Origin of the sequence: Methylobacterium sp. CB376, from assembly GCF_029714205.1 — a bacterium.
Classification (GTDB): Bacteria; Pseudomonadota; Alphaproteobacteria; order Rhizobiales; family Beijerinckiaceae; genus Methylobacterium.
On record NZ_CP121648.1, the window covers coordinates 4,157,420 to 4,175,360 of the forward strand.

Below are 17,941 nucleotides of genomic sequence, written 5' to 3' on the forward strand. Positions count from 1 at the left end.
TCACCCTGAAGAAGGCATCCGCCGCCATGGGGTATTACCAGAACATCTACACGCAGGTGCAGGTGCATCCCCTGCGCCCTGAGCCCGGGGTCAGCATCCCGCACATCGAGAAGCGGGTCGGCACCGGCCACTTCAACTATCTCGCGGGCCTCGTCGGCAACGCGCAGGTCGGCCCGATCTACCTCGGCACGACCGGCACGCTGTCCCTGGTGAGCGGGTTCATCGCCTTCGAGATCATCGGCCTCAACATGTGGGCCTCGGTGAACTGGGACCCGATCCAGTTCCTGCGCCAGCTGCCCTGGCTCGCCCTGGAGCCGCCGCGCCCGCAATACGGGCTGATGATCCTGCCGCCGATGGCGGAGGGCGGCTGGTGGCTGCTCGCCGGCTTCTTCCTGACCGTCTCGATCCTGCTCTGGTGGTTCCGGATGTACCGGCGCGCCAAGGCGCTCGGGCTCGGCTACCACGTGCCCTGGGCCTTCGCCTCGGCGATCTGGCTCTACCTCGTGCTCGGCTTCATCCGGCCGATCCTGATGGGGTCCTGGAGCGAGGCGGTGCCGTTCGGCATCTTCCCGCACCTCGACTGGACCGCCGCCTTCTCGCTGCGCTACGGCAACCTGTTCTACAACCCCTTCCACATGCTCTCGATCGTCTTCCTGTACGGGTCGACGCTGCTCTTCGCCATGCACGGGGCCACCATCCTGGCCACCAGCCGCTATGGCTCCGAGCGCGAGATCGAGCAGATCGTGGACCGGGGCACCGCCACCGAGCGCGCCGCCCTGTTCTGGCGCTGGACCATGGGCTTCAACGCCACGATGGAATCCGTCCATCGCTGGGCGTGGTGGTTCGCGGTCCTGACCACGCTCACCGGCGGCATCGGCATCCTGCTCACCGGCACCGTCGTCGACAATTGGTACCTCTGGGCCGTCAAGCACGGCGTCGCCCCGAGCTATCCGGCGGTCTACGGGCCGGTGGTCGATCCCCTGAGCCTGACGGGAGGCGCGCGATGAGATTGGCCCTTCAACTCCTCGGCGTCGTCGTCGCGGTGCTGCTGACGGGCGCGATGCTCGGCACGGCGGGCTGGACCCATCCCCCCGTGCGCTCCGAGCAGGTCGGCTACCGCGGCACCGGCATGGTGCAGGTGACGAACCCCCGCACCCAGGCCGCGCTCCTCGCCGCCAACACGGTCCCGACCCCGCAGGACCCGGCGCCTCCCGGCGGCGAGCCCGCGACCCAGACCTACCAGAACGTCCAGGTCCTCACCGACCTCACGACCGACCAGTTCAACCGCGTGATGGTCTCGATCACCGAGTGGGTCTCGCCCGAGCAGGGCTGCGCCTATTGCCACAACGTCGAGAACATGGCCGATGACAGCGTCTACGCCAAGACGGTGGCGCGCGCGATGCTGCGCATGACCCGCCACGTCAACGCCGATTGGAAGAACCACGTCGGCACCACCGGCGTGACCTGCTACACCTGCCACCGCGGCAACCCGGTGCCGGCGAATGTCTGGCACAACAACCCGGGCCCGGCCCATGCCCTGGGCTTTGCGGCCCGCGACAACGGCCAGAACCACCCGAGCCTCGCGGCGGGCCTCGCCTCGCTGCCCTACGACCCGTTCAAGGACCTGCTCGGCGACAAGGGCATCGACAACGGCGCGATCCGGGTCGCCGCGACCACGGCCCTGCCGGTGAGCCCCGGCAAGCCGATCATGACCACCGAGAAGACCTACTCGCTGATGATCCACATGTCGGAGGGGCTCGGGGTCAACTGCACCTACTGCCACAACAGCCGCGCCTTCTCGAACTGGGGCGAGAGCACGCCCAAGCGCGTGACGGCCTGGCACGGCATCCGGATGGTGCGCGACATCAACGGCTCCTACATCGAGCCGCTCGCTCCGGCCCTGCCGCAGGTGCGCCTCGGCCCGGAGGGCGACCCGCCCAAGGCCAATTGCACCACCTGCCACCAGGGCCTCGCCAAGCCCCTCAACGGCGCCAGCATGCTCAAGGACTATCCGGAACTCGCCGGAGGACCCCTGCCGCGGCCCTGACCGAGAGTTGCGGCTCGTCGGGACGGTCCCTGCCGAAGCGGCAGGGGCCGTGCTGTTTCGGTCACGGTGAGATCACGGCGCAATTCGTAAATTGTTAGACTGGTATTTACGCCTCGCGCGACAGTGTACGGGCCTCCGGAAGGGCCCCATGCCGATTCTGCACCACACCCGATCGCTCGCGGCGCGCATCGTCCTCGCGGCCCTGGCGCCGTGTCTCGTCCTCGCCGGCGCCGTGCTGCTGGCGGGGAGCGAGCGGGCGCGGCAGTGGGACGAGATGGGCCGGGTCGAGCGGCACGTCGACCTCGCGGCGGCGCTGAGCCGCTTCGTCCACGAGACGCAGATCGAGCGCGGCGCGTCGAACCTGTTCCTCGGCGCGAAGGGCGGCCAGTTCCGGGCCGAGGTGGCGGCCCAGCGCGAGCGGACGGACGCCGCCCTCGCCGCCCTGACGGAGATCCTCCCCGCCGAGGCGGCGGATCCCGGCGAGGGGCTCGCGCGCCGCGCCGCGGCGCTGCGCCGGGCGCCCGCGCTGCTGCGCGGCCACCGGTCCGCGGTCGACGCGCTGGCGGCGACGGCCAAGCAGAACCTCGCCCTCTACACGGGCCTGATCGACGAGGCGCTCGGCATGGTCGGGGAGCTGTCGCGCCGCGCCGCGCACCCGGCGATCGCGGCGCGGCTCCTCGCCTACGCGGCGCTGCTGGCGCTCAAGGAGGAGGCGGGGCGCGAGCGGGCCACCGCGGCGGCGATCTTCGCGGCGGGCAGCGCCGACCTCGCGGCGTTCGAGCGCCTCGCGGGGCTGGCGGCCAGCCAGGCCGCGCGGGAGGGCGCCTTCCGCCTCTGGGCGGAGCCGGACGCCGCGGAGGCGGTCGCGGCGGTCGAGGCCCAGGAGGCGTCCCGGGAGGTGGCGCGGCTGCGCCGCCTCGTCCTCGACGCGCCGCCGGGCTCCCCGCTCGCCTTCCGCGACGCGCCCGCGTGGTTCGGGCTGGCGACGCGCCGGATCGAGGGCCTGAAGGGGGTCGAGGACCGGCTGACGGCGGAGATGCGCGAGGCTGCGCGGGCGGTGCGGGCCGAGGCGGGCCGCGCGCTCGCGGCCTGGACCGGCGCGGGGCTCGGCGCGGTCGGCCTCTCGGTCCTGCTGGCGGCGGCGATCGCGCGCGCCATCGCCCGGCCGCTCGTCCTGGTGTCGCGGACCATCGCGGCGATCGGTCGGGGCGAGGAGGCTCCGGCCCTGCCGCCGGGCGGCCCGCGCGAGGTCCGCGCGCTCGCCGAGGCGGCCGAACGCCTCCGCGAGGGCGTGAGCGAGCGGCGCCGGATCCGCGCCGCGCAGGAGGAGGAGGGCCGCCGGCGGGCGCTCGCCCAGCGCGCCGCCATGCAGGCGGTGGCGGAGCGCTTCGAGGCCCGGGTCGGGCGCATCATCGCGGCGGTCGCCGACGCGGCGCGGGAGCTGCAGCGCGCGGCGGAGGGACTCGCCTGGAATGCGGCCGCGACGGCCGAGCGCTCCGCGACCGTGTCGGGCGCCGCCGGGGGCGCCGCCGCGCACGTCGCGGCGGTCACCGCCGCCGCCGAAGCCCTCGCCGCCTCGGTCGGCGAGATCGGCCGCGAGGTGCGGGATTCCGCCGACCTCGCCCGGAGCGCGGTCGAGGAGGCGGCCCGCACCCGGGCGGTGGTAGGGGATCTCAGCGCCGCCGCGGGCCAGATCGGGGACGTGGCGGGGCTGATCGCGGCGATCGCGGCCCGGACCAACCTGCTGGCGCTGAACGCCGCCATCGAGGCGGCGCGGGCGGGCGAGGCCGGGCGCGGCTTCGCGGTCGTCGCCGCCGAGGTCAAGCACCTCGCCGCGCAGACCGCGCGCGCGACGGACGAGATCACCGGGCAGATCGGCCGGATCCAGGGCTCGACCGGGGCGGCGGTGGCGGCGATCGGCCGGATCTCCGGGGTGATCGGCCGGATCAGCCTCGGGTCCGAGGCGATCGCCGCGGAGGTGGCCGGGCAGGGCGAGGCGGCGCGCGAGATCGGCCACAACGTCGCGCGGGCCGCCCTCGGGACGGGCGCGGTCACCCGCACCATCGCGGGCGTCGCCGGGGCCGCGGAGGAGACCGGTGCCGCCTCGGCCCGCCTGCTCGCCTCCGCCACCGACCTGGCGAGCCAGGCCGAGACCCTGGGCGGGGAGGTCGCGCGCTTCCTCGATTCCGTGCGGGCGGCCTGATCCGGGATCGGCTTGATCGAAGCGGATCCCGGATCGCGAGCCTGCGCGGCGCCTGAGCGCGGCGCCTGAGCGAAGCCGACATCCGCATGGCCGAAATCGGAGATGGCGAAGCCATCAACCGGATGGCGCATGCAGACCACCCATCCATCCGGGCGAAATCCTGGCCGACGCGCTGGACGAGATCGGCGTGACGCCGACCGAGCTGGCACGGCAGATCAAGGTGCCGCACAACCGCATCGGCCAGATCATCAACGGCAAGCGCGCCATCACGGGCGACACCGCGTTGCGCCTGGGCCACTGGTTCAGGACGAGCGCCGCGTTCTGGATCAACCTGCAGGCCGCCTACGATCTGCGCGTGGCCGAGCAGGAGGCCGGGGCCGAGATCGGCGCGCTGCCCGTCCGCCCGGAAGCCGAGCCGCAACCGGCGCAGCCGCGCATGCCGTAGCGCGGCCGGGGCTGATGACCCGCGGACGCGCCCGCGTTCGCGCGCGGCGGGTCACCATTTCCGCCAAGCCGCGGCCGTGCTAGGCCTCCCCGCAAAGCCGGTCGGACGGCGCATGCGGGGGGTATGCGGGCCCGGTCGGACGAGACCCTCCGCATCGTCCAGGCGCCCGCCGTGTCACGCTTCCGCCCGCGCCGTCTCCTCGGCACTCTCGGCACGCTCCTGGTGCTCGCCGCCGCCGCGGGAGCGGCCCTGTGGCTGCTTCCCGAGCGCCTGCGCGCGGCCGCCCCCGTCGGCAAGCCCCCGCCGCCCCGGGTCACCCGTGCGGTGATCGAGGAGGGGCGCAGCATCGTGAAGCTGAGCGCGGTCGAGCGCCGCCAGATCGGCGTCGAGACGGTGACGCTGCGCCTCGCCGAGCACCGCCAGGAGCGGCAGGCCTACGGCACGGTGGTCGACCTCGCCCGCGTCACCGACCTCACGAATGCCTACGCGGCCGCCCGGGCGCAGCTCCTCACCGCGCAGGCGAAGCTCGAAGTCTCGCGCAGCGCCTACCAGCGCGCGAAGGCGCTCGGCCCCTACGCCACCGCGGTCCAGCTCGAGACCGCCGAGGGCAGCTTCCGCATGGACGAGGCCTCCCTCGCCGCCGCCGAATCGCAGCTGCGCACCCTCGCCGCCACCGCCCAGCAGGAATGGGGCGCGGTGATCGGCCGGGCGATCGTCGAGCGGTCGCGCCTCGTGACGCAGCTGATCGAGCGCGAGCGCTTCCTGGTCCAGGTGACGCTGCCGCCGGGCGAGAGCGTCGGCGCCCCGCCCGCCACCGCCTACGCGGAGGTGCCGCCCCAGAGCGCCCGCGTGCCCCTCGCCTACGTCTCGCCCGCGACCCGCACCGACCAGCGCATCCAGGGCCTGAGCTACTTCTACACGGTCGCGGGCGACGGCGGCTTCCTGCCCGGGATGAGCTGCCTCGTCTTCGTGCCCTCGACCCGCGCGGTGGCGGGCATCGCCGTGCCGGAGGACGCGATCGTGCACTGGCAGGGCGGGGCGTGGTTCTATCGCGGGGTCGGCCCCGACGCCTTCGCCCGCCACCCCCTCGGCACGGACGCGCCGATGTCGGCCGACACCTTCGTGGTGGCGGGCCTGCCGGAGGAGACCGAGATCGTGCTGCGCGGCGCCCAGGCGCTCCTCTCGGAGGAGATGAAGAGCCAGATCCGCGTCTCGGGCGACGACGACTGAGATGGCCGCGCCGTCCTCCGGCCCGCAGGCCCTCCTGGTCGGCGCCGCGATCCGCTTCCGCGGCGTGGTGCTGGCCCTCGCCCTCGCGCTCCTCGCCTACGGGACGATCGCCCTCGGGGAAGCGCGCTACGACGTGTTTCCGGAATTCGCACCCCCCTCCGTGGTGGTGCAGACCGAGGCGCCGGGCCTGAGCGCCGAGCAGGTCGAGCAGCTGGTCACCCTGCCGGTCGAGGTCGTCGTCAACGGCCTGCCGGGGATCGAGAGCCTGCGCTCCGCCTCGATCCAGGGCCTCTCGGTCATCACGGTGGTGTTCCGGGCCGGGAGCGACGTCTTCCGCAACCGGCAGCTCGTCACCGAGCGCCTCGCCGCCGCCGCCTCCAAGCTGCCCCAGGGGGTGGGCCCGCCGACCATGACGGCGCTGACCTCGTCGAGCAGCACCGTGCTCCTCGCCGGGATCACCTCGGCGACGCGCACGGCCCTCGACCTGCGCACGGTGGCGGACTGGACCGTGCGGCTGCGGCTCCTCGCCGTACCGGGCATCGCGCAGGTCTCCCTCTACGGCGGCGACGTGCGCTCGCTGCAGGTCCAGGTCCGGCCCAAGGACCTGATCCGCTTCAATATCGGCCTCAACGACGTGCTCGCCGCCGCCCGCCGGGCCACCGGCGTGCGCGGGGCCGGCTTCGTCGACACGCCCAACCAGCGCATCACCCTGCAGACCGAGGGGCAATCCCTCACGCCCGAGCAGGTCGCCCGCACGGTGCTGGTCAACGAGGGCGGCGCGAGCGTGGTCCTCGGCGACGTCGCGACCGTGGTGGAGGCCCCCGAGCCGCCGATCAGCGCCGCCCTGGTCGACGGCGAGCCGGGCGTCCTGTTCATGATCGGCGCGCAGTACGGCGCCAACACGCTCGAGGTCACCCGCCGGGTCGAGGCGGCCCTGGCCGAATTGCGCCCGGGCCTGGAGCAGCAGGGCATCCGCCTCCACGCCGACCTCTTCCGGCCCGCCAACTTCATCGCGGTGGCGAACGGCAACGTCATCCAGGCGCTGGCCCTCGGCGGCGCCCTCGTGGTGGTGGTGCTGTACTTCTTCCTCAACGACTGGCGCACCTCGCTCATCTCCTGCGTGGCGATCCCGCTCTCGCTACTCGCCGCGGCCCTGGCGCTGCAGGCCTTCGGGGAGACCCTCAACACCATGACGCTCGGCGGCCTCGCCATCGCGATCGGCGAGGTGGTGGACGACGCGGTGATCGGGGTCGAGAACGTGGTGCGGCGGCTGCGGCAGAACCGGCGCCTCGGCCTGCGCCGGCCCGAGGCGCGGGTCGTGCTCGACGCCATCCTGGAGGTGCGCACCTCCGTCGCCTACGCGACCTTCGCGGTGCTGCTCGTCTTCGTGCCGGTGCTGACCCTGACCGGGGTCGCGGGCCGGCTGTTCGGGCCGCTGGCGCTGGCCTACATCCTGGCGGTGCTCGCCTCCCTGGCGGTGGCGCTGACGCTCACTCCGGCGCTCGCCACGATGCTGCTCACCGGCCGCGAGAGCGCCCCCGCGCACGACCCGCCGGTGATGCGCTGGTGCCGGCGCGGCTACGAGCGGGTGCTGCGCGGGGTCGAGCGGGCGCCGCTCCTCGTCGGCGGGCTCACGGTCATCGCCACGCTGAGCGGGGCGGCCCTGCTCCCGACCTTCGGCAGCACCTTCCTGCCGGACCTCAAGGAGGGGCACTTCATCCTGCACATGGCGGCCGCGCCCGGCACCTCCCTGCAGGAATCGGTGCGGATGGGGCGCCACCTCACGGCGGCCCTGCGGGAGATCCCGGGCGTGCGGACGGTGGCCCAGCAGGTCGGCCGCGCCGAGGCCGGGCAGGACACGGCCGGCCCGCACTACAGCGAGGTGCATATCGACCTCGATCCGACCCTGGACGGCGAGGGCCAGGAGGCCGTCGAGGCGCGGATCCGGGCCCTGATGACCAGCTTCTCGGGGGCGGCCTTCTCGCTGAAGACCTTCCTGACCGAGCGGATCGAGGAGACGGTGTCGGGCTTCACGGCGCCGGTGGTGATCAACCTGTTCGGCCCGGACCTCGCGCGGCTGGAGATCGCGGCCCGCGACGTCGCCCGCGAGATCGGCGAGGTGAGGGGCGCGGCCGACATCCAGCAGGCGGCCCCGCCCGGCCTGCCGCAGGTCAACGTCTCGCTGCGCCCGGCCGACCTGCGCCACTGGGGCCTCGACGCGGTCGAGGTGCTCGAACTCGTGCGCACCGCCTATCAGGGCGACACGGTCGGGCAGAGCTACGAGGGCAACGCGATCTTCAACGTGATCGTGATCCTCGACGCCGCCGTGCGCGGGCGGCTCGCCGCCCTCGGCGAGCTGCCGCTGCGCACCCGCGGCGGCAGCTACGTGACGCTGCGCCAGGTCGCGGACATCTACGAGACGCCGGGGCGCTTCCAGGTGCTGCACCAGGGGGCGCTCAGGGTGCAGACCGTGACGGCGAACGTGGTCGGGCGCGACGTCGCCTCCTTCGTCGAGGCGGCCCGGCGCAAGGTCGCCCGCGAGGTCGAGCTGCCGCCCGGCACCTACGCGGCCTTCGCGGGCAGCGCCGAGGAGCAGGCGCGCTCGCGGCGGGACCTCCTGGTCTCCTCGGCCTTCGCCGGTCTCGGCATCCTGCTGCTGCTCGGCGTGGTGACCGGGCATTGGCGCAACCTCGCGCTCGTCGTGGCCAACCTGCCCTTCGCGGTGGTCGGCGGCGTGCTCGCGGTGTTCCTGACCGGCCGGGTGCTGTCGCTCGGCTCGATGGTGGGCTTCGTGACCCTGTTCGGGATCTCCCTGCGCAACACCATCATAATGATCTCCCACTACGACCACCTGGTGGGCGTCGAGGGCCGGACCTGGAGCGTCGCGACGGCGATCGAGGGTGCCGGGGACCGGCTGGTGCCGATCCTGGCGACCTCGCTGGTCACCGGCCTCGGGCTGATGCCGCTGGCGCTCGGGGCCGGCGAGCCCGGCCGCGAGATCGAGGGGCCGATGGCGATCGTGATCCTGGGCGGCCTCGTGACCTCGACGGCGCTGAACCTCCTGGTCCTGCCGATGCTGGCGGTGCGGGTGGGCCGCTTCGTCGGGCCGGGCGCGGGATCGGACCCGCTGCGCGGGGCGCCGCACGCCTCCGAGGAGACGGCCTGATCGTCAGGCGCCCGCGTCGCCGCCCGGCTCCCGGAGCCGCCAGCGCAGGTCGAGCGCGTGGGCGATGCCCGCCCCCGCGAGCGCCAGGGCGATCCAGGTCCAGGCGGCGCCGACGAGCGCCGCCCGCAGGGCGAGCATCAGGCAGGCGCCCGAGGCGAGGTTGACGAGGAGACCGGGCAGGCCCGGCCGCCCGGCCCGCCGCCGCCACGCCGTCAGCGCCACCGCCTCGAGCGCGACGAGCGCCAGCACCAGGTCGACGATGCGGCCGCTCCCGAACAGGTCCGACACGCGCGCTCCCCCACTCCGCCTCAGAACGGCCCGTTGAAGCGCACGATCGACCAGTTGAGGCAGGCCGCGACCCCGACCCAGAGCAGGTAGGGCAGCAGGAGCAGCACCCCGGTGCCGGAATGCCGGCCGACGACCAGCATCAGCACCGCGATGGAGAGCCAGAGCGCCGCCACCTCGGCGAGCGCCCAGTCGGGCCGGCGCAGGCGGAAGAACAGCCCGCTCCAGGCGACGTGGAGGGCACCGTTCACCGCGAAGGCGACGAGGAGCCAAGTCCGCGCGGGGCCCGCCGGGGCGGCGTTCCAGGCCAGGACCCCGGCCGCGGCCGCGAGGCCGATGATCACGGTCCAGATCGGCCCGAAGGCCCAGTCGGGCGGCTTCCAGGCCGGCACGCGCAGGGCCGCGTACCAGGGATCGATGACCGTGAGCCACGCGCCCGCCGCGGCGAGCGCGATGCCCGCGAGGGCCGCCACGATCACCGGCGCCGCGGACCCGCCGAGCAGGCCGCTCACGGGGAGACCCAGCCGAACAGGTGCGCGAGGTCCTTGAAGAAGATCCGCGCGTGGGCGGCGGGCCGCGCCCGCACCAGCTCCTTGTTCATGTAGGAATCCCAGGTGAGCGACTGCACGTCCGGGTCGCGGCAGATGCTGACGAAGCGCTCCCGGAGCGCGTCGTTGCGGTACCAGACAGTCTGCATCAGGCGCAGGATCCAGAATACGCGGCCATGCGCCTTGAGGAAGCGGCGGCGGGCCTGGGCCAGGGCGCGGGCATCGCCGGTGGCGAGGCACTCGTGCACCGCCTCCGCGGCGAGCCTGCCGCCGAGCATCGCGTAGTAGATGCCCTCGCCCGAGGCCGGCGCGACGAGGCCGGCGGCGTCGCCGGTGAGCAGCACGTCGCGCCCGTTGTCGAAGCGGGGCAGGGGCTTGAGGGGCAGGGGGCGCCCTCGCGGCGCAGCGTCTCGCCCGCGTCGAGCCCGGTCGCCTCGCGCAGGCGCCCGACCGCCTGGCGCAGCGAGAAGCCCTTGCGGGCGCTGCCGGTGCCGATGCTGAGCGTGTCGCCGTGCGGGAAGATCCAGGCGTAGAAGTCGGGCGAGAGGGCGCCCTGGTAGTAGACGTCGCAGCGCGCCGCCTCGAAGGCGCCGGAGGCCGGCGTGCGGACGACCTCGTGATAGGCGAAGACCTGCCGCATCCTGGCGTGGCCCGGGATCTCCTGGCGCCCGACCGCCGAGGCGGCCCCGTCCGCCCCGATCACCAGCCGGGTGCGCACCGCCTCCGCCTCGCCGTCGCGGCGACGCAGGTGCACGGTGACGAGCCCGTCCCCCTCCCGGGTGAGGCGCAGGAAGGTGCCGGTGCGGCGCTCGGCCCCGGCCAACGCCGCGCGGTTGCGCAGCCACTCGTCGAAGGGGGCGCGGTCGACCATGCCGACGAAGCCCTCGCCGACCGGCATGTCGACGGCCCGGTTGGCGGGCGAGACCATGCGGGCCGAGCGGATCCTCGCCACGAGCAGGTCGTCCGGGATGGCGAAGTCGCGGATCAGGCGCGGCGGGATCGCCCCGCCGCAGGGCTTGATGCGCCCCGCCTTGTCGAGGAGCAGGACCCGGCGGCCGAGCCGGGCGAGATCGGTCGCGGCGGTCGCCCCCGCCGGCCCGCCCCCACCACCACCGCGTCGAGGACCGCGTTGCTCACGGGGGTGCTCATCATGGCCGTGCTCGTCATGGCCGTGCCTCCCTGGTTGCCGTTCTTCGTCGACGGGCCCTCGTCACCTCCTGCGGGCCCGTTTGGGCCCGGAGAGGGGAGGTCGGATTCTCAGCCGTGCGACGCCGCGAGGCCCGACAGGTCCGGCCGGGGCGCCTGCGCGGGTGCCCCGATCCGCCACGCGAGCCCCGCCGCGACCACGAACAGGGCCGCCTCGGCCGCGAAGACCGTCGCGTAGGCGGGCACGACCGCGCCGAGGGCGAGGCGGGCGACGTCGACGCTCGCGGCCCCGAGGAAGCCCCCGAGCCCGAACGCCACGCCCTGCGCGGCGCCCCAGACGCCCATGCGGGTGCCGTGGCGGCTCTCGCCGCCCGCGCCCGCGAGGCCCATCATCAACCCGATCGCCGAGACCGCGAAGACGCCGTTGAAGAAGCCGAGCAGCGCCACGCAGGTCCGCAGCAGCCCGCCCGGGCCGCCGAGAAGCGGCGCGTCGGGGCCGGCGCCGCAGGCCGCGATCGCCAGCAGCGCGGCGGCCGAGCCGAGGCAGCCGCCGGTGGTCCACAGCCGCAGCGAGGCGAGGCGCCCGCGCGCCCGCACGGTCACGAGGGCGACCAGGACCATCCCGGCGAGCACGCCGCCGTTCTGGATCCCGGCGAGCTTGGTGGTGGCGCCGGGCGTCATCGCGAAGACGAGGCCCGCGAAGGGCTCGAGGATCAGCTCCTGGGCGGAGTAGGCGAGCATCGCCAGGAAGATGAAGATCGTGAAGCGCCGCGCCGCGGGCTCGGCCCAGACCTCGCCGAGCACCTGCCGGAAGGGCCGCCGCGCCGCCTCCCGGGCCGCCGCTCGCGGGCGCCGCGGCTCGACGCCCCAGAGTGCCGCGAGCGCCACCGCGAAGGCGATCGCCGACACGCCGCCCGAGACCGCGACGAGCCGCCCCGCGGAGAACGGGTCGAGCAGGTGCCCGGCGGTCGGGGCGGTGACGACGAAGCCGGCGATCATCATGATCCAGACGATGGTCGCGGCGGCGCCCCGGCGGCGGGGTGCCACGCCCGTCGAGAGCAGCACCAGCAGCGAGGTCCCGGCCGCCCCGACGCCGATGCCGACGGCCAGGAAGGACAGGATCGCCAGGGCGAAGCCGGCCGCCGGCGCGGTGGCGATCAGGACGGTGCCGGCCGCGGCGCCGACCCCGCCGAGCGCCAGCAGCGCCATGCCGCCGATGATCCAGGGCGTGCGGCGCCCGCCGAGGTCGGAGCCGTAGCCCCAGCGCGGCCGCAGCACCTGCACCGCGTAGTGCAGGGCGACGAGCGCGCCCGGCACCGCGGCCGGGAGCGCCAATTCCACCACCATCACCCGGTTGAGGGTCGAGGTCATCAGCACCACGATCGCCCCGAGGGCGGTCTGGACGAGGCCGAGGCGCAGGATCGTGCCCCAGCCGAAGGGGGCGGGGGCGGCGCTCACGCGGCCCCCCCGGCGCGCAGGGCGAAGGCGGCGACGAGCATGCCGAGCACGGAGAGCAGCGTGCCGGTGCCGTTGTACCACGCGGCCCGGCCGCGCGGATCGGCGAGGAGGCGGGGCATCAGGGCGCCCTGGCCGGCGAGGAGCAGCGCCACGAGGCCCGCGTGGAAGGGCCGGTCCCAGGCGAGGAGCAGGGCCACCACGGCGGCCTGCGGCAGGGCCATCACCGCGCAGGCCAGCCGGGCCGCCCGGGCGGTGCCGAGCTGGACCGGCAGGGAGCGCAGGCCCGTGCGGCGGTCCCCCTCGACGGACTTGAAGTCGTTGAGGGTCATGATGCCGTGGGCGCCCAGGCTGTAGAGCAGCGCCAGCAGGATCACCCGTCCGTCGGGCAGGGACCCCGTCATCGCGGCCGCCCCCGTGAACCAGGGCAGCCCCTCGTAGCAGAGCCCGCAGGCGGCGTTGCCCCACCAGCCGTTCCGCTTCAGGCGGACGGGCGGGGCGCTGTAGAGCCACGCCAGGGCGAGCCCGAACAGGCCGGCGCCGAGGATCCAGGGCCCGAGGGCGCCCGCCACCGCCAGGGAGAGCAGCGTCCAGGCCAGGGCGACGGCGAGCCCCCAGCGGCCGGGGATGCGGCCCGAGGGGATCGGCCGCTGCGGCTCGTTGATGGCGTCCACGTGCCGGTCGAACCAGTCGTTCACCGCCTGGCTGGTCGCGCAGACCAGGGGCCCGGCGAGCAGGAGGCCGGCGACGACCACCGGCCAGCGCCCCGCCGGCGCGACGCCCGAGGACACGACCCCGCAGGCGAAGGCCCACATCGGGGCGAACCAGGTGATCGGCTTCAGCAATTCGAGCAACGCGCCCGGCGCGGGGAGCGCGCGGGCTCCGCCACCGTCGCGACGGGCGGGCCGCCACTTCGTCCAGGGATGCGCGAGGGGCTTCGTCGTCATGCCGCGAGGGTGTGACGCGGCCGGGCAAGTGTCAAGTAAAGTTTACACCCGCGCGGCGCGCGGCGGGGATCAGCCGGGCTCCTCCTCGGTGTCCTCGCTCCCGTCGAGGTCGCCGAGGCCGTAGCGGCGCAGCTTGGCGTAGAAGCCCTGGCGGCTGAGGCCCAGCATCTCCGCCGCCGAGGCGCGGTTGTCGTTCGTGATGCGCAGGGCCGCCTCGATGCAGAGGCGCTCGATCAGGTCGGTGGTCTCCCGCACCAGGGTCTTCATCGAGACGCGGCCGACGAGGTCGGTCATCTGCTCGACCGAGCGGGGCAGTTCGCGGCCGCCCGCCGCCGGGGCGACCCGGCGGGGCAGGCTGCGCAGGGTGAAGCCCAGGCAGGGGTGCTCGCCGCCCGGCACCGAGACCGCCGCGACCTCGACCTCCTCCACGGCCCCGAACTCGCCGCGCACGACGGTGGCGAAGTGGCGGACCGAGCCGTGCTCCACGAGCGTGCTGAACAGCGCGTTGATCTCGGTCCCCTCGCGGCCGAGCCAGCGGTCGAGGGGCTCGCCCTTGGCCTGGTGCTCGGTGGCGAGCTGCACGAGATCGAGGAAGGCGGCGTTGGCGCCGATGATGCGCCGGTCGCGGTCGGTGACGACGAAGCCCTCCGGCATCGCCTCGATCACCTCGAGGGCGCCCGAGCGCGAGGCCGCCGGCCCGGACGGCGCCGCGACCTGGGTGAGGCGCACCAGGATGTTGGTGCCGGTCTCCTGCCGGAAGAGGGCGGCGGAGACGCGGGCCTCGCCGCGGCGGTGGGCGAGCCGCGCGTGCAGGTCCTCGGCCTGGCCGGTGAGCCGCAGGCCCACCAGCAGCGACTGGACCGCGCGGGCGCTCTCGGGCTCGAACAGGTCGACCACGTCCTGGCCGACGATGCGCTTGGCCGAGCGGCCGAGCAGGCGGGCCGCGGCCGGGTTGATCTCGGCGACGCGCCGCGTCCCCGCATCGACGATCAGCACCGATTCGCCCGCCAGCTGGAACAGCACGCGGTAGCGGGTCTCGGCCCCGCGCAGGCGGGCGTAGTCGCGCTCCAGGGCCTGCTGCGATTCGGCGAGGCGCTGCTGCAGGGCGGCGAGGGCCCGCAGGTCGCGGCCGATCGCGATGATGCGCCCGTCACCGGGGATGCGCAGGGCGGAGTAGCGGATCGGGACGTCGGCGCCGCCGCTGCGCGACGGGTGGTTGACCTGCCGCCAGCGCGTCACCGTGCCGGGCCCGGCATCCTCCAGGAGGCTCGCGATCTTCGCGCGGCTCTCCGCCGTGACGGTGTCGATCCAGCGCCGGCCGAGCCAGCTCTCGCCCGCCTCCTCGGCAAGGCCGTCCGCGCCGAAGGTCGCGTCCCGGATCACGCCGTCCGGATCGACGATCAGCGACACGTCCGTCGCCGCGGCGACGAGCGCACCCGTCGTCTGCGCGTCGAGGTGGGAGACGGCGTCTCGAAGCACCGCGAACGTTTCCTTCGCAGTAAGGCTCAAGGGCTTGTTCAAGGGTCACCACTGGACGCCGACCGCACTGAACACACCTTTCAGCAGGCTCTAACCCGTAGATCAAGCAGGCTCTGCGCGATCCCGGGCGCGTTGCGGGCATCTCCCACGGCGGCGTCCGCGCCCGCGTGGCGGACCCTGTCGGGCCGATCGTGGAAGGCGGGGCCGCCGACCAGGATCGAGACGCCGCGGTTGCGCGAGCCGCGCCGGATCACCGGGATGATCTCGGTGAGCGCGTCGAGATGCACGTCGCAGGACAGGGACAGGCCGATCACGTCGAACCACTCGGCGCGCATGCGCGCCATCGGCTCCGTCAGCTGCCGGTCCACGCTCGAGGTGACGTCCCAGCCGGCCTCGCCGAAGAAGTGGGCCACCAGGGTCAGGCCGAACGTGTGCATCTCGCCCGGAGCCGGCATCAGCAGCACGCGGCGGCTCGCCGGATCGACGGGGTGCGGATCGAGAAAGAGCAATTCCAGGTCGTGGACGATGCGGCGCAGCCGCGCCATCGCGACCGTCACCTGCACGAAGTCGCACTCGTCCTCCTCCCACAGGCGGCCGATATGCCGCGCCGTGGGGGCGAGCAGCCCGAGCAGCAGGTCGTCGAGGCCGAGGCCCCCGTCGAGCAGCCCGCGGATCTCCGCCATCACGTCGGCGTCCTGCGGCGCCAGCATCAGCGCGCTGAACCGGACGACCTCCTCGGCGATCGGCGGGCGGCCGACAGCGCGCACCCTCGGGCGCTCGGACCGGTGGGCGAGCATCAGCCGCGGGATGATCTCGGCCTCGACCACGCGCGCGAGGTCGTCCCTCCACCTGGCCCCGCGCCCGAGACCGCCGGCCTCGCCGCAGGGGCTCTCCCGTGGCGGGACAAAACTGCCCGTCAGGTCGCCCGAATACCTCGGATCTCCCATCGGCACCTCCCCGATGCACGTTCTGCCCGGATGTCCTTATACAGAGTCACGTTTTTTGCTTTGGGAGCCTCTCACGACAGGTCGAGAGAGCCGGGCTTTAGGGAAAATACCCGTCCTCGGCGTGGCCGCAAGTGACTTTCGCGGCCTAAGCCCTGAAATGTCACCCGGCACGACTGTCAACCTGTGTTGACACTCGCGCGGCCGTGGTCCTAGGCTGCCCCCATCGACGACCCGCCGCGAAGGCGGGCGGGCAGGGCAGGATCGAGGCAGGGCAGGCGCGATGGCGACGTCCAACAACCGTCCGGTTCTGTACAGCGAGGCCGAGCGGCGCCGCCGCGACGCCACGCCCTGGACCCTGGTGCAGGGCGTCCTGGCGCCGGTCCAGTTCGCGATCTTCCTGGTCAGCCTGGGGCTGGTCCTGCGCACCCTCGCCACCGGCGAGGGCGCGGCGCTCGCCAACGCCTCGGTGGTGACGAAGACGCTCGCGCTCTACGCCATCATGGTGACCGGCTCCCTCTGGGAGAAGGCGGTGTTCGGGCGCTACCTCTTCGCGCCGGCCTTCTTCTGGGAGGACGCGGTCAGCATGCTGGTGCTGGCCCTGCACACGGGCTACCTGGCGGCCCTCGCCACCGGGGCGCTCGCGGTCCCGGCCCTGATGGGGCTCGCGCTCGCGGCCTATGCCGCCTACCTCGTCAACGCCGCCCAGTTCCTCCTGAAGCTGCGCGCCGCCCGCGCCGGGGCGCCGGCGCGCCGCGCGCCCCGCCTGACGGAGGCGACGCCGTGACGGCCCTCGCGAGCCCCCCCGCCTGCGGCCCGGTGCTGCGCCAGGAGCGCGGCCAGCGCGCCGTGTTCTGCGGCCTCACCGGCATCGTCTGGCTGCACCGCCGCATCCAGGACGCCTTCTTCCTGGTCGTCGGCTCGCGCACCTGCGCGCACCTGATCCAGTCGGCGGCGGGCGTCATGATCTTCGCCGAGCCGCGCTTCGCGACGGCGATCATCGAGGAGCGCGACCTCGCGGGCCTCGCGGACGCCAACGAGGAGCTCGACCGGGTGGTGACCCGCCTGCTGGAGCGGCGGCCGGACATCCGGCTCCTGTTCCTGGTGGGCTCCTGCCCGTCCGAGGTGATCAAGCTCGACCTGTCGCGCGCCGCCGCGCGCCTCTCGGCCCGGGTCGCGCCCGCGGTGCGGGTGCTCAGCTACTCGGGCAGCGGGATCGAGACCACCTTCACGCAGGGCGAGGATGCCTGCCTCGCCGCCCTGGTGCCGGACCTGCCGCGGGACGAATCGGGCTCGCTCCTCGTCGTGGGCGCCCTCGCGGACGTGGTCGAGGACCAATTCGCGCGGCTCTTCGCGGAGCTCGGCCTCGGGCCGGTGCGCTTCCTGCCGGGGCGGCGGGCGGCGGACCTTGCGCCGGTCGGGCCGGGGACCCGCTACCTGCTGGCCCAGCCCTTCCTGGCCGACACGGCGCGCGCCCTCGACGCGCGCGGCGCGTCGCGGATTGCCGCCCCCTTCCCCCTCGGAGCGGAGGGGACGACGCTCTGGCTCGCGGCCGCCGCCCGCGCCTTCGGCGTGCCGGCCGACCGCGTGGACGCGGTCACGGCGCCGGGCCGCGCCCGGGCGGCCCGCGCGCTCGCCGCCCATCGGGAGCGGCTCGCCGGGCGGCGGGTCTTCTTCTTCCCGGATTCGCAGCTCGAACTGCCCCTGGCGCGGTTCCTGGCGCGGGAGCTCGGGGCGGAGCTGATCGAGGTCGGCACGCCCTACCTCCACCGCGCCCACCTCGCCGAGGAGCTCGCCCTGCTGCCGGACGGGGTGGCGGTGACCGAGGGCCAGAGCCTCGACGACCAGCTCGACCGCTGCCGGGCGGCGCGGCCCGACCTCACGGTCTGCGGGCTCGGCCTCGCCAACCCGCTCGAGGCGGAGGGGCTCGCCACCAAGTGGTCGATCGAGCTCCTGTTCACGCCGATCCAGGGCTACGACCAGGCCGGCGACCTCGCCGGGCTCTTCGCCCGCCCCCTCGTGCGCCGCGCGCGGCTGGAGGTCTGA

14 protein-coding genes and 1 pseudogene are annotated in these 17,941 nt (G+C 74.4%); 8 read left to right on the forward strand and 7 right to left on the reverse strand.

From position 1 onward, the window contains the following. The first annotated feature begins 26 nt into the window (after positions 1-26). From pufM to QA634_RS18815, 6 genes are all read left to right on the forward strand, one after another. On the forward strand, positions 27-1,007 hold the full coding sequence (gene pufM, locus QA634_RS18790) for a photosynthetic reaction center subunit M (RefSeq protein WP_012333484.1): 981 nt from the start codon (positions 27-29) through the stop codon (positions 1,005-1,007). Continuing rightward, positions 1,004-2,047: a photosynthetic reaction center cytochrome PufC gene (gene pufC / locus QA634_RS18795; protein WP_043701366.1), complete on the forward strand. Its 1,044-nt coding sequence runs from the start codon at positions 1,004-1,006 to the stop codon at positions 2,045-2,047. Before pufM ends, pufC begins: the two co-directional genes overlap by 4 nt. A gap of 148 nt (positions 2,048-2,195) precedes the next feature. Next, a complete protein-coding gene (locus QA634_RS18800) occupies positions 2,196-4,250 on the forward strand; it encodes a methyl-accepting chemotaxis protein (protein WP_012333486.1) in 2,055 nt (684 codons plus the stop codon). Positions 4,251-4,437: 187 nt separating this feature from the next. After that, entirely contained in the window at positions 4,438-4,695 is a 258-nt protein-coding gene (locus QA634_RS18805) for a HigA family addiction module antitoxin (protein WP_018260072.1), read from the forward strand. 123 nt (positions 4,696-4,818) lie between these two features. After that, a complete protein-coding gene (locus QA634_RS18810) occupies positions 4,819-5,925 on the forward strand; it encodes a multidrug transporter (protein ID WP_012333487.1) in 1,107 nt (368 codons plus the stop codon). Between the two features lies 1 nt (position 5,926). Next, positions 5,927-9,091 (forward strand): efflux RND transporter permease subunit, encoded by a 3,165-nt coding sequence (locus QA634_RS18815; RefSeq protein ID WP_012333488.1) that lies wholly within the window; start codon positions 5,927-5,929, stop codon positions 9,089-9,091. 3 nt (positions 9,092-9,094) lie between these two features. Here the strand turns inward: QA634_RS18815 and QA634_RS18820 are convergent, their stop codons facing one another. The 7 genes and pseudogenes from QA634_RS18820 to QA634_RS18850 all read right to left on the reverse strand — a co-directional run bounded on the left by QA634_RS18820 (position 9,095) and on the right by QA634_RS18850 (position 15,898). Further along, positions 9,095-9,379, reverse strand: a complete 285-nt coding sequence (locus QA634_RS18820; RefSeq protein WP_012333489.1) for a hypothetical protein — start codon at positions 9,377-9,379, stop codon at positions 9,095-9,097. A gap of 20 nt (positions 9,380-9,399) precedes the next feature. Then, positions 9,400-9,888, reverse strand: a complete 489-nt coding sequence (locus QA634_RS18825; protein ID WP_012333490.1) for a TspO/MBR family protein — start codon at positions 9,886-9,888, stop codon at positions 9,400-9,402. Then, positions 9,885-11,073 (reverse strand): annotated as a pseudogene (locus QA634_RS18830) (geranylgeranyl diphosphate reductase). The gene QA634_RS18825 and the pseudogene QA634_RS18830 overlap by 4 nt, the downstream one beginning before the upstream one ends. Before the next feature lie 108 nt (positions 11,074-11,181). Continuing rightward, on the reverse strand, positions 11,182-12,528 hold the full coding sequence (locus QA634_RS18835) for a BCD family MFS transporter (protein ID WP_012333492.1): 1,347 nt from the start codon (positions 12,526-12,528) through the stop codon (positions 11,182-11,184). Further along, entirely contained in the window at positions 12,525-13,472 is a 948-nt protein-coding gene (gene chlG / locus QA634_RS18840) for a chlorophyll synthase ChlG (protein ID WP_012333493.1), read from the reverse strand. The genes QA634_RS18835 and chlG overlap by 4 nt, the downstream gene beginning before the upstream one ends. Before the next feature lie 69 nt (positions 13,473-13,541). Further along, positions 13,542-14,951, reverse strand: a complete 1,410-nt coding sequence (ppsR, locus tag QA634_RS18845) for a transcriptional regulator PpsR (protein WP_012333494.1) — start codon at positions 14,949-14,951, stop codon at positions 13,542-13,544. Positions 14,952-15,031: 80 nt separating this feature from the next. Further along, positions 15,032-15,898: a cobalamin B12-binding domain-containing protein gene (locus QA634_RS18850; RefSeq protein WP_012333495.1), complete on the reverse strand. Its 867-nt coding sequence runs from the start codon at positions 15,896-15,898 to the stop codon at positions 15,032-15,034. Positions 15,899-16,178: 280 nt separating this feature from the next. On the opposite strand from QA634_RS18850, the gene bchF reads away from it, so the two are divergent. Continuing rightward, on the forward strand, positions 16,179-16,682 hold the full coding sequence (bchF, locus tag QA634_RS18855; protein WP_012333496.1) for a 2-vinyl bacteriochlorophyllide hydratase: 504 nt from the start codon (positions 16,179-16,181) through the stop codon (positions 16,680-16,682). Next, complete coding sequence (locus tag QA634_RS18860) at positions 16,679-17,941, forward strand: ferredoxin:protochlorophyllide reductase (ATP-dependent) subunit N (RefSeq protein ID WP_012333497.1); 1,263 nt, start codon at positions 16,679-16,681, stop codon at positions 17,939-17,941. Before bchF ends, QA634_RS18860 begins: the two co-directional genes overlap by 4 nt.

What these genes read in the sequence shown, in the direction of transcription:
- bchF (WP_012333496.1), top strand. Translation starts at nt 16,179, where the DNA reads ATGGCGACGTCCAACAACCGTCCGGTTCTGTACAGCGAGGCCGAGCGG.
- QA634_RS18810 (WP_012333487.1), top strand. Translation starts at nt 4,819, where the DNA reads ATGCGGGCCCGGTCGGACGAGACCCTCCGCATCGTCCAGGCGCCCGCC.
- pufC (WP_043701366.1), top strand. Translation starts at nt 1,004, where the DNA reads ATGAGATTGGCCCTTCAACTCCTCGGCGTCGTCGTCGCGGTGCTGCTG.
- chlG (WP_012333493.1), bottom strand. Translation starts at nt 13,472, where the DNA reads ATGACGACGAAGCCCCTCGCGCATCCCTGGACGAAGTGGCGGCCCGCC.
- QA634_RS18850 (WP_012333495.1), bottom strand. Translation starts at nt 15,898, where the DNA reads ATGGGAGATCCGAGGTATTCGGGCGACCTGACGGGCAGTTTTGTCCCG.
- QA634_RS18815 (WP_012333488.1), top strand. Translation starts at nt 5,927, where the DNA reads ATGGCCGCGCCGTCCTCCGGCCCGCAGGCCCTCCTGGTCGGCGCCGCG.
- QA634_RS18800 (WP_012333486.1), top strand. Translation starts at nt 2,196, where the DNA reads ATGCCGATTCTGCACCACACCCGATCGCTCGCGGCGCGCATCGTCCTC.
- pufM (WP_012333484.1), top strand. Translation starts at nt 27, where the DNA reads ATGGGGTATTACCAGAACATCTACACGCAGGTGCAGGTGCATCCCCTG.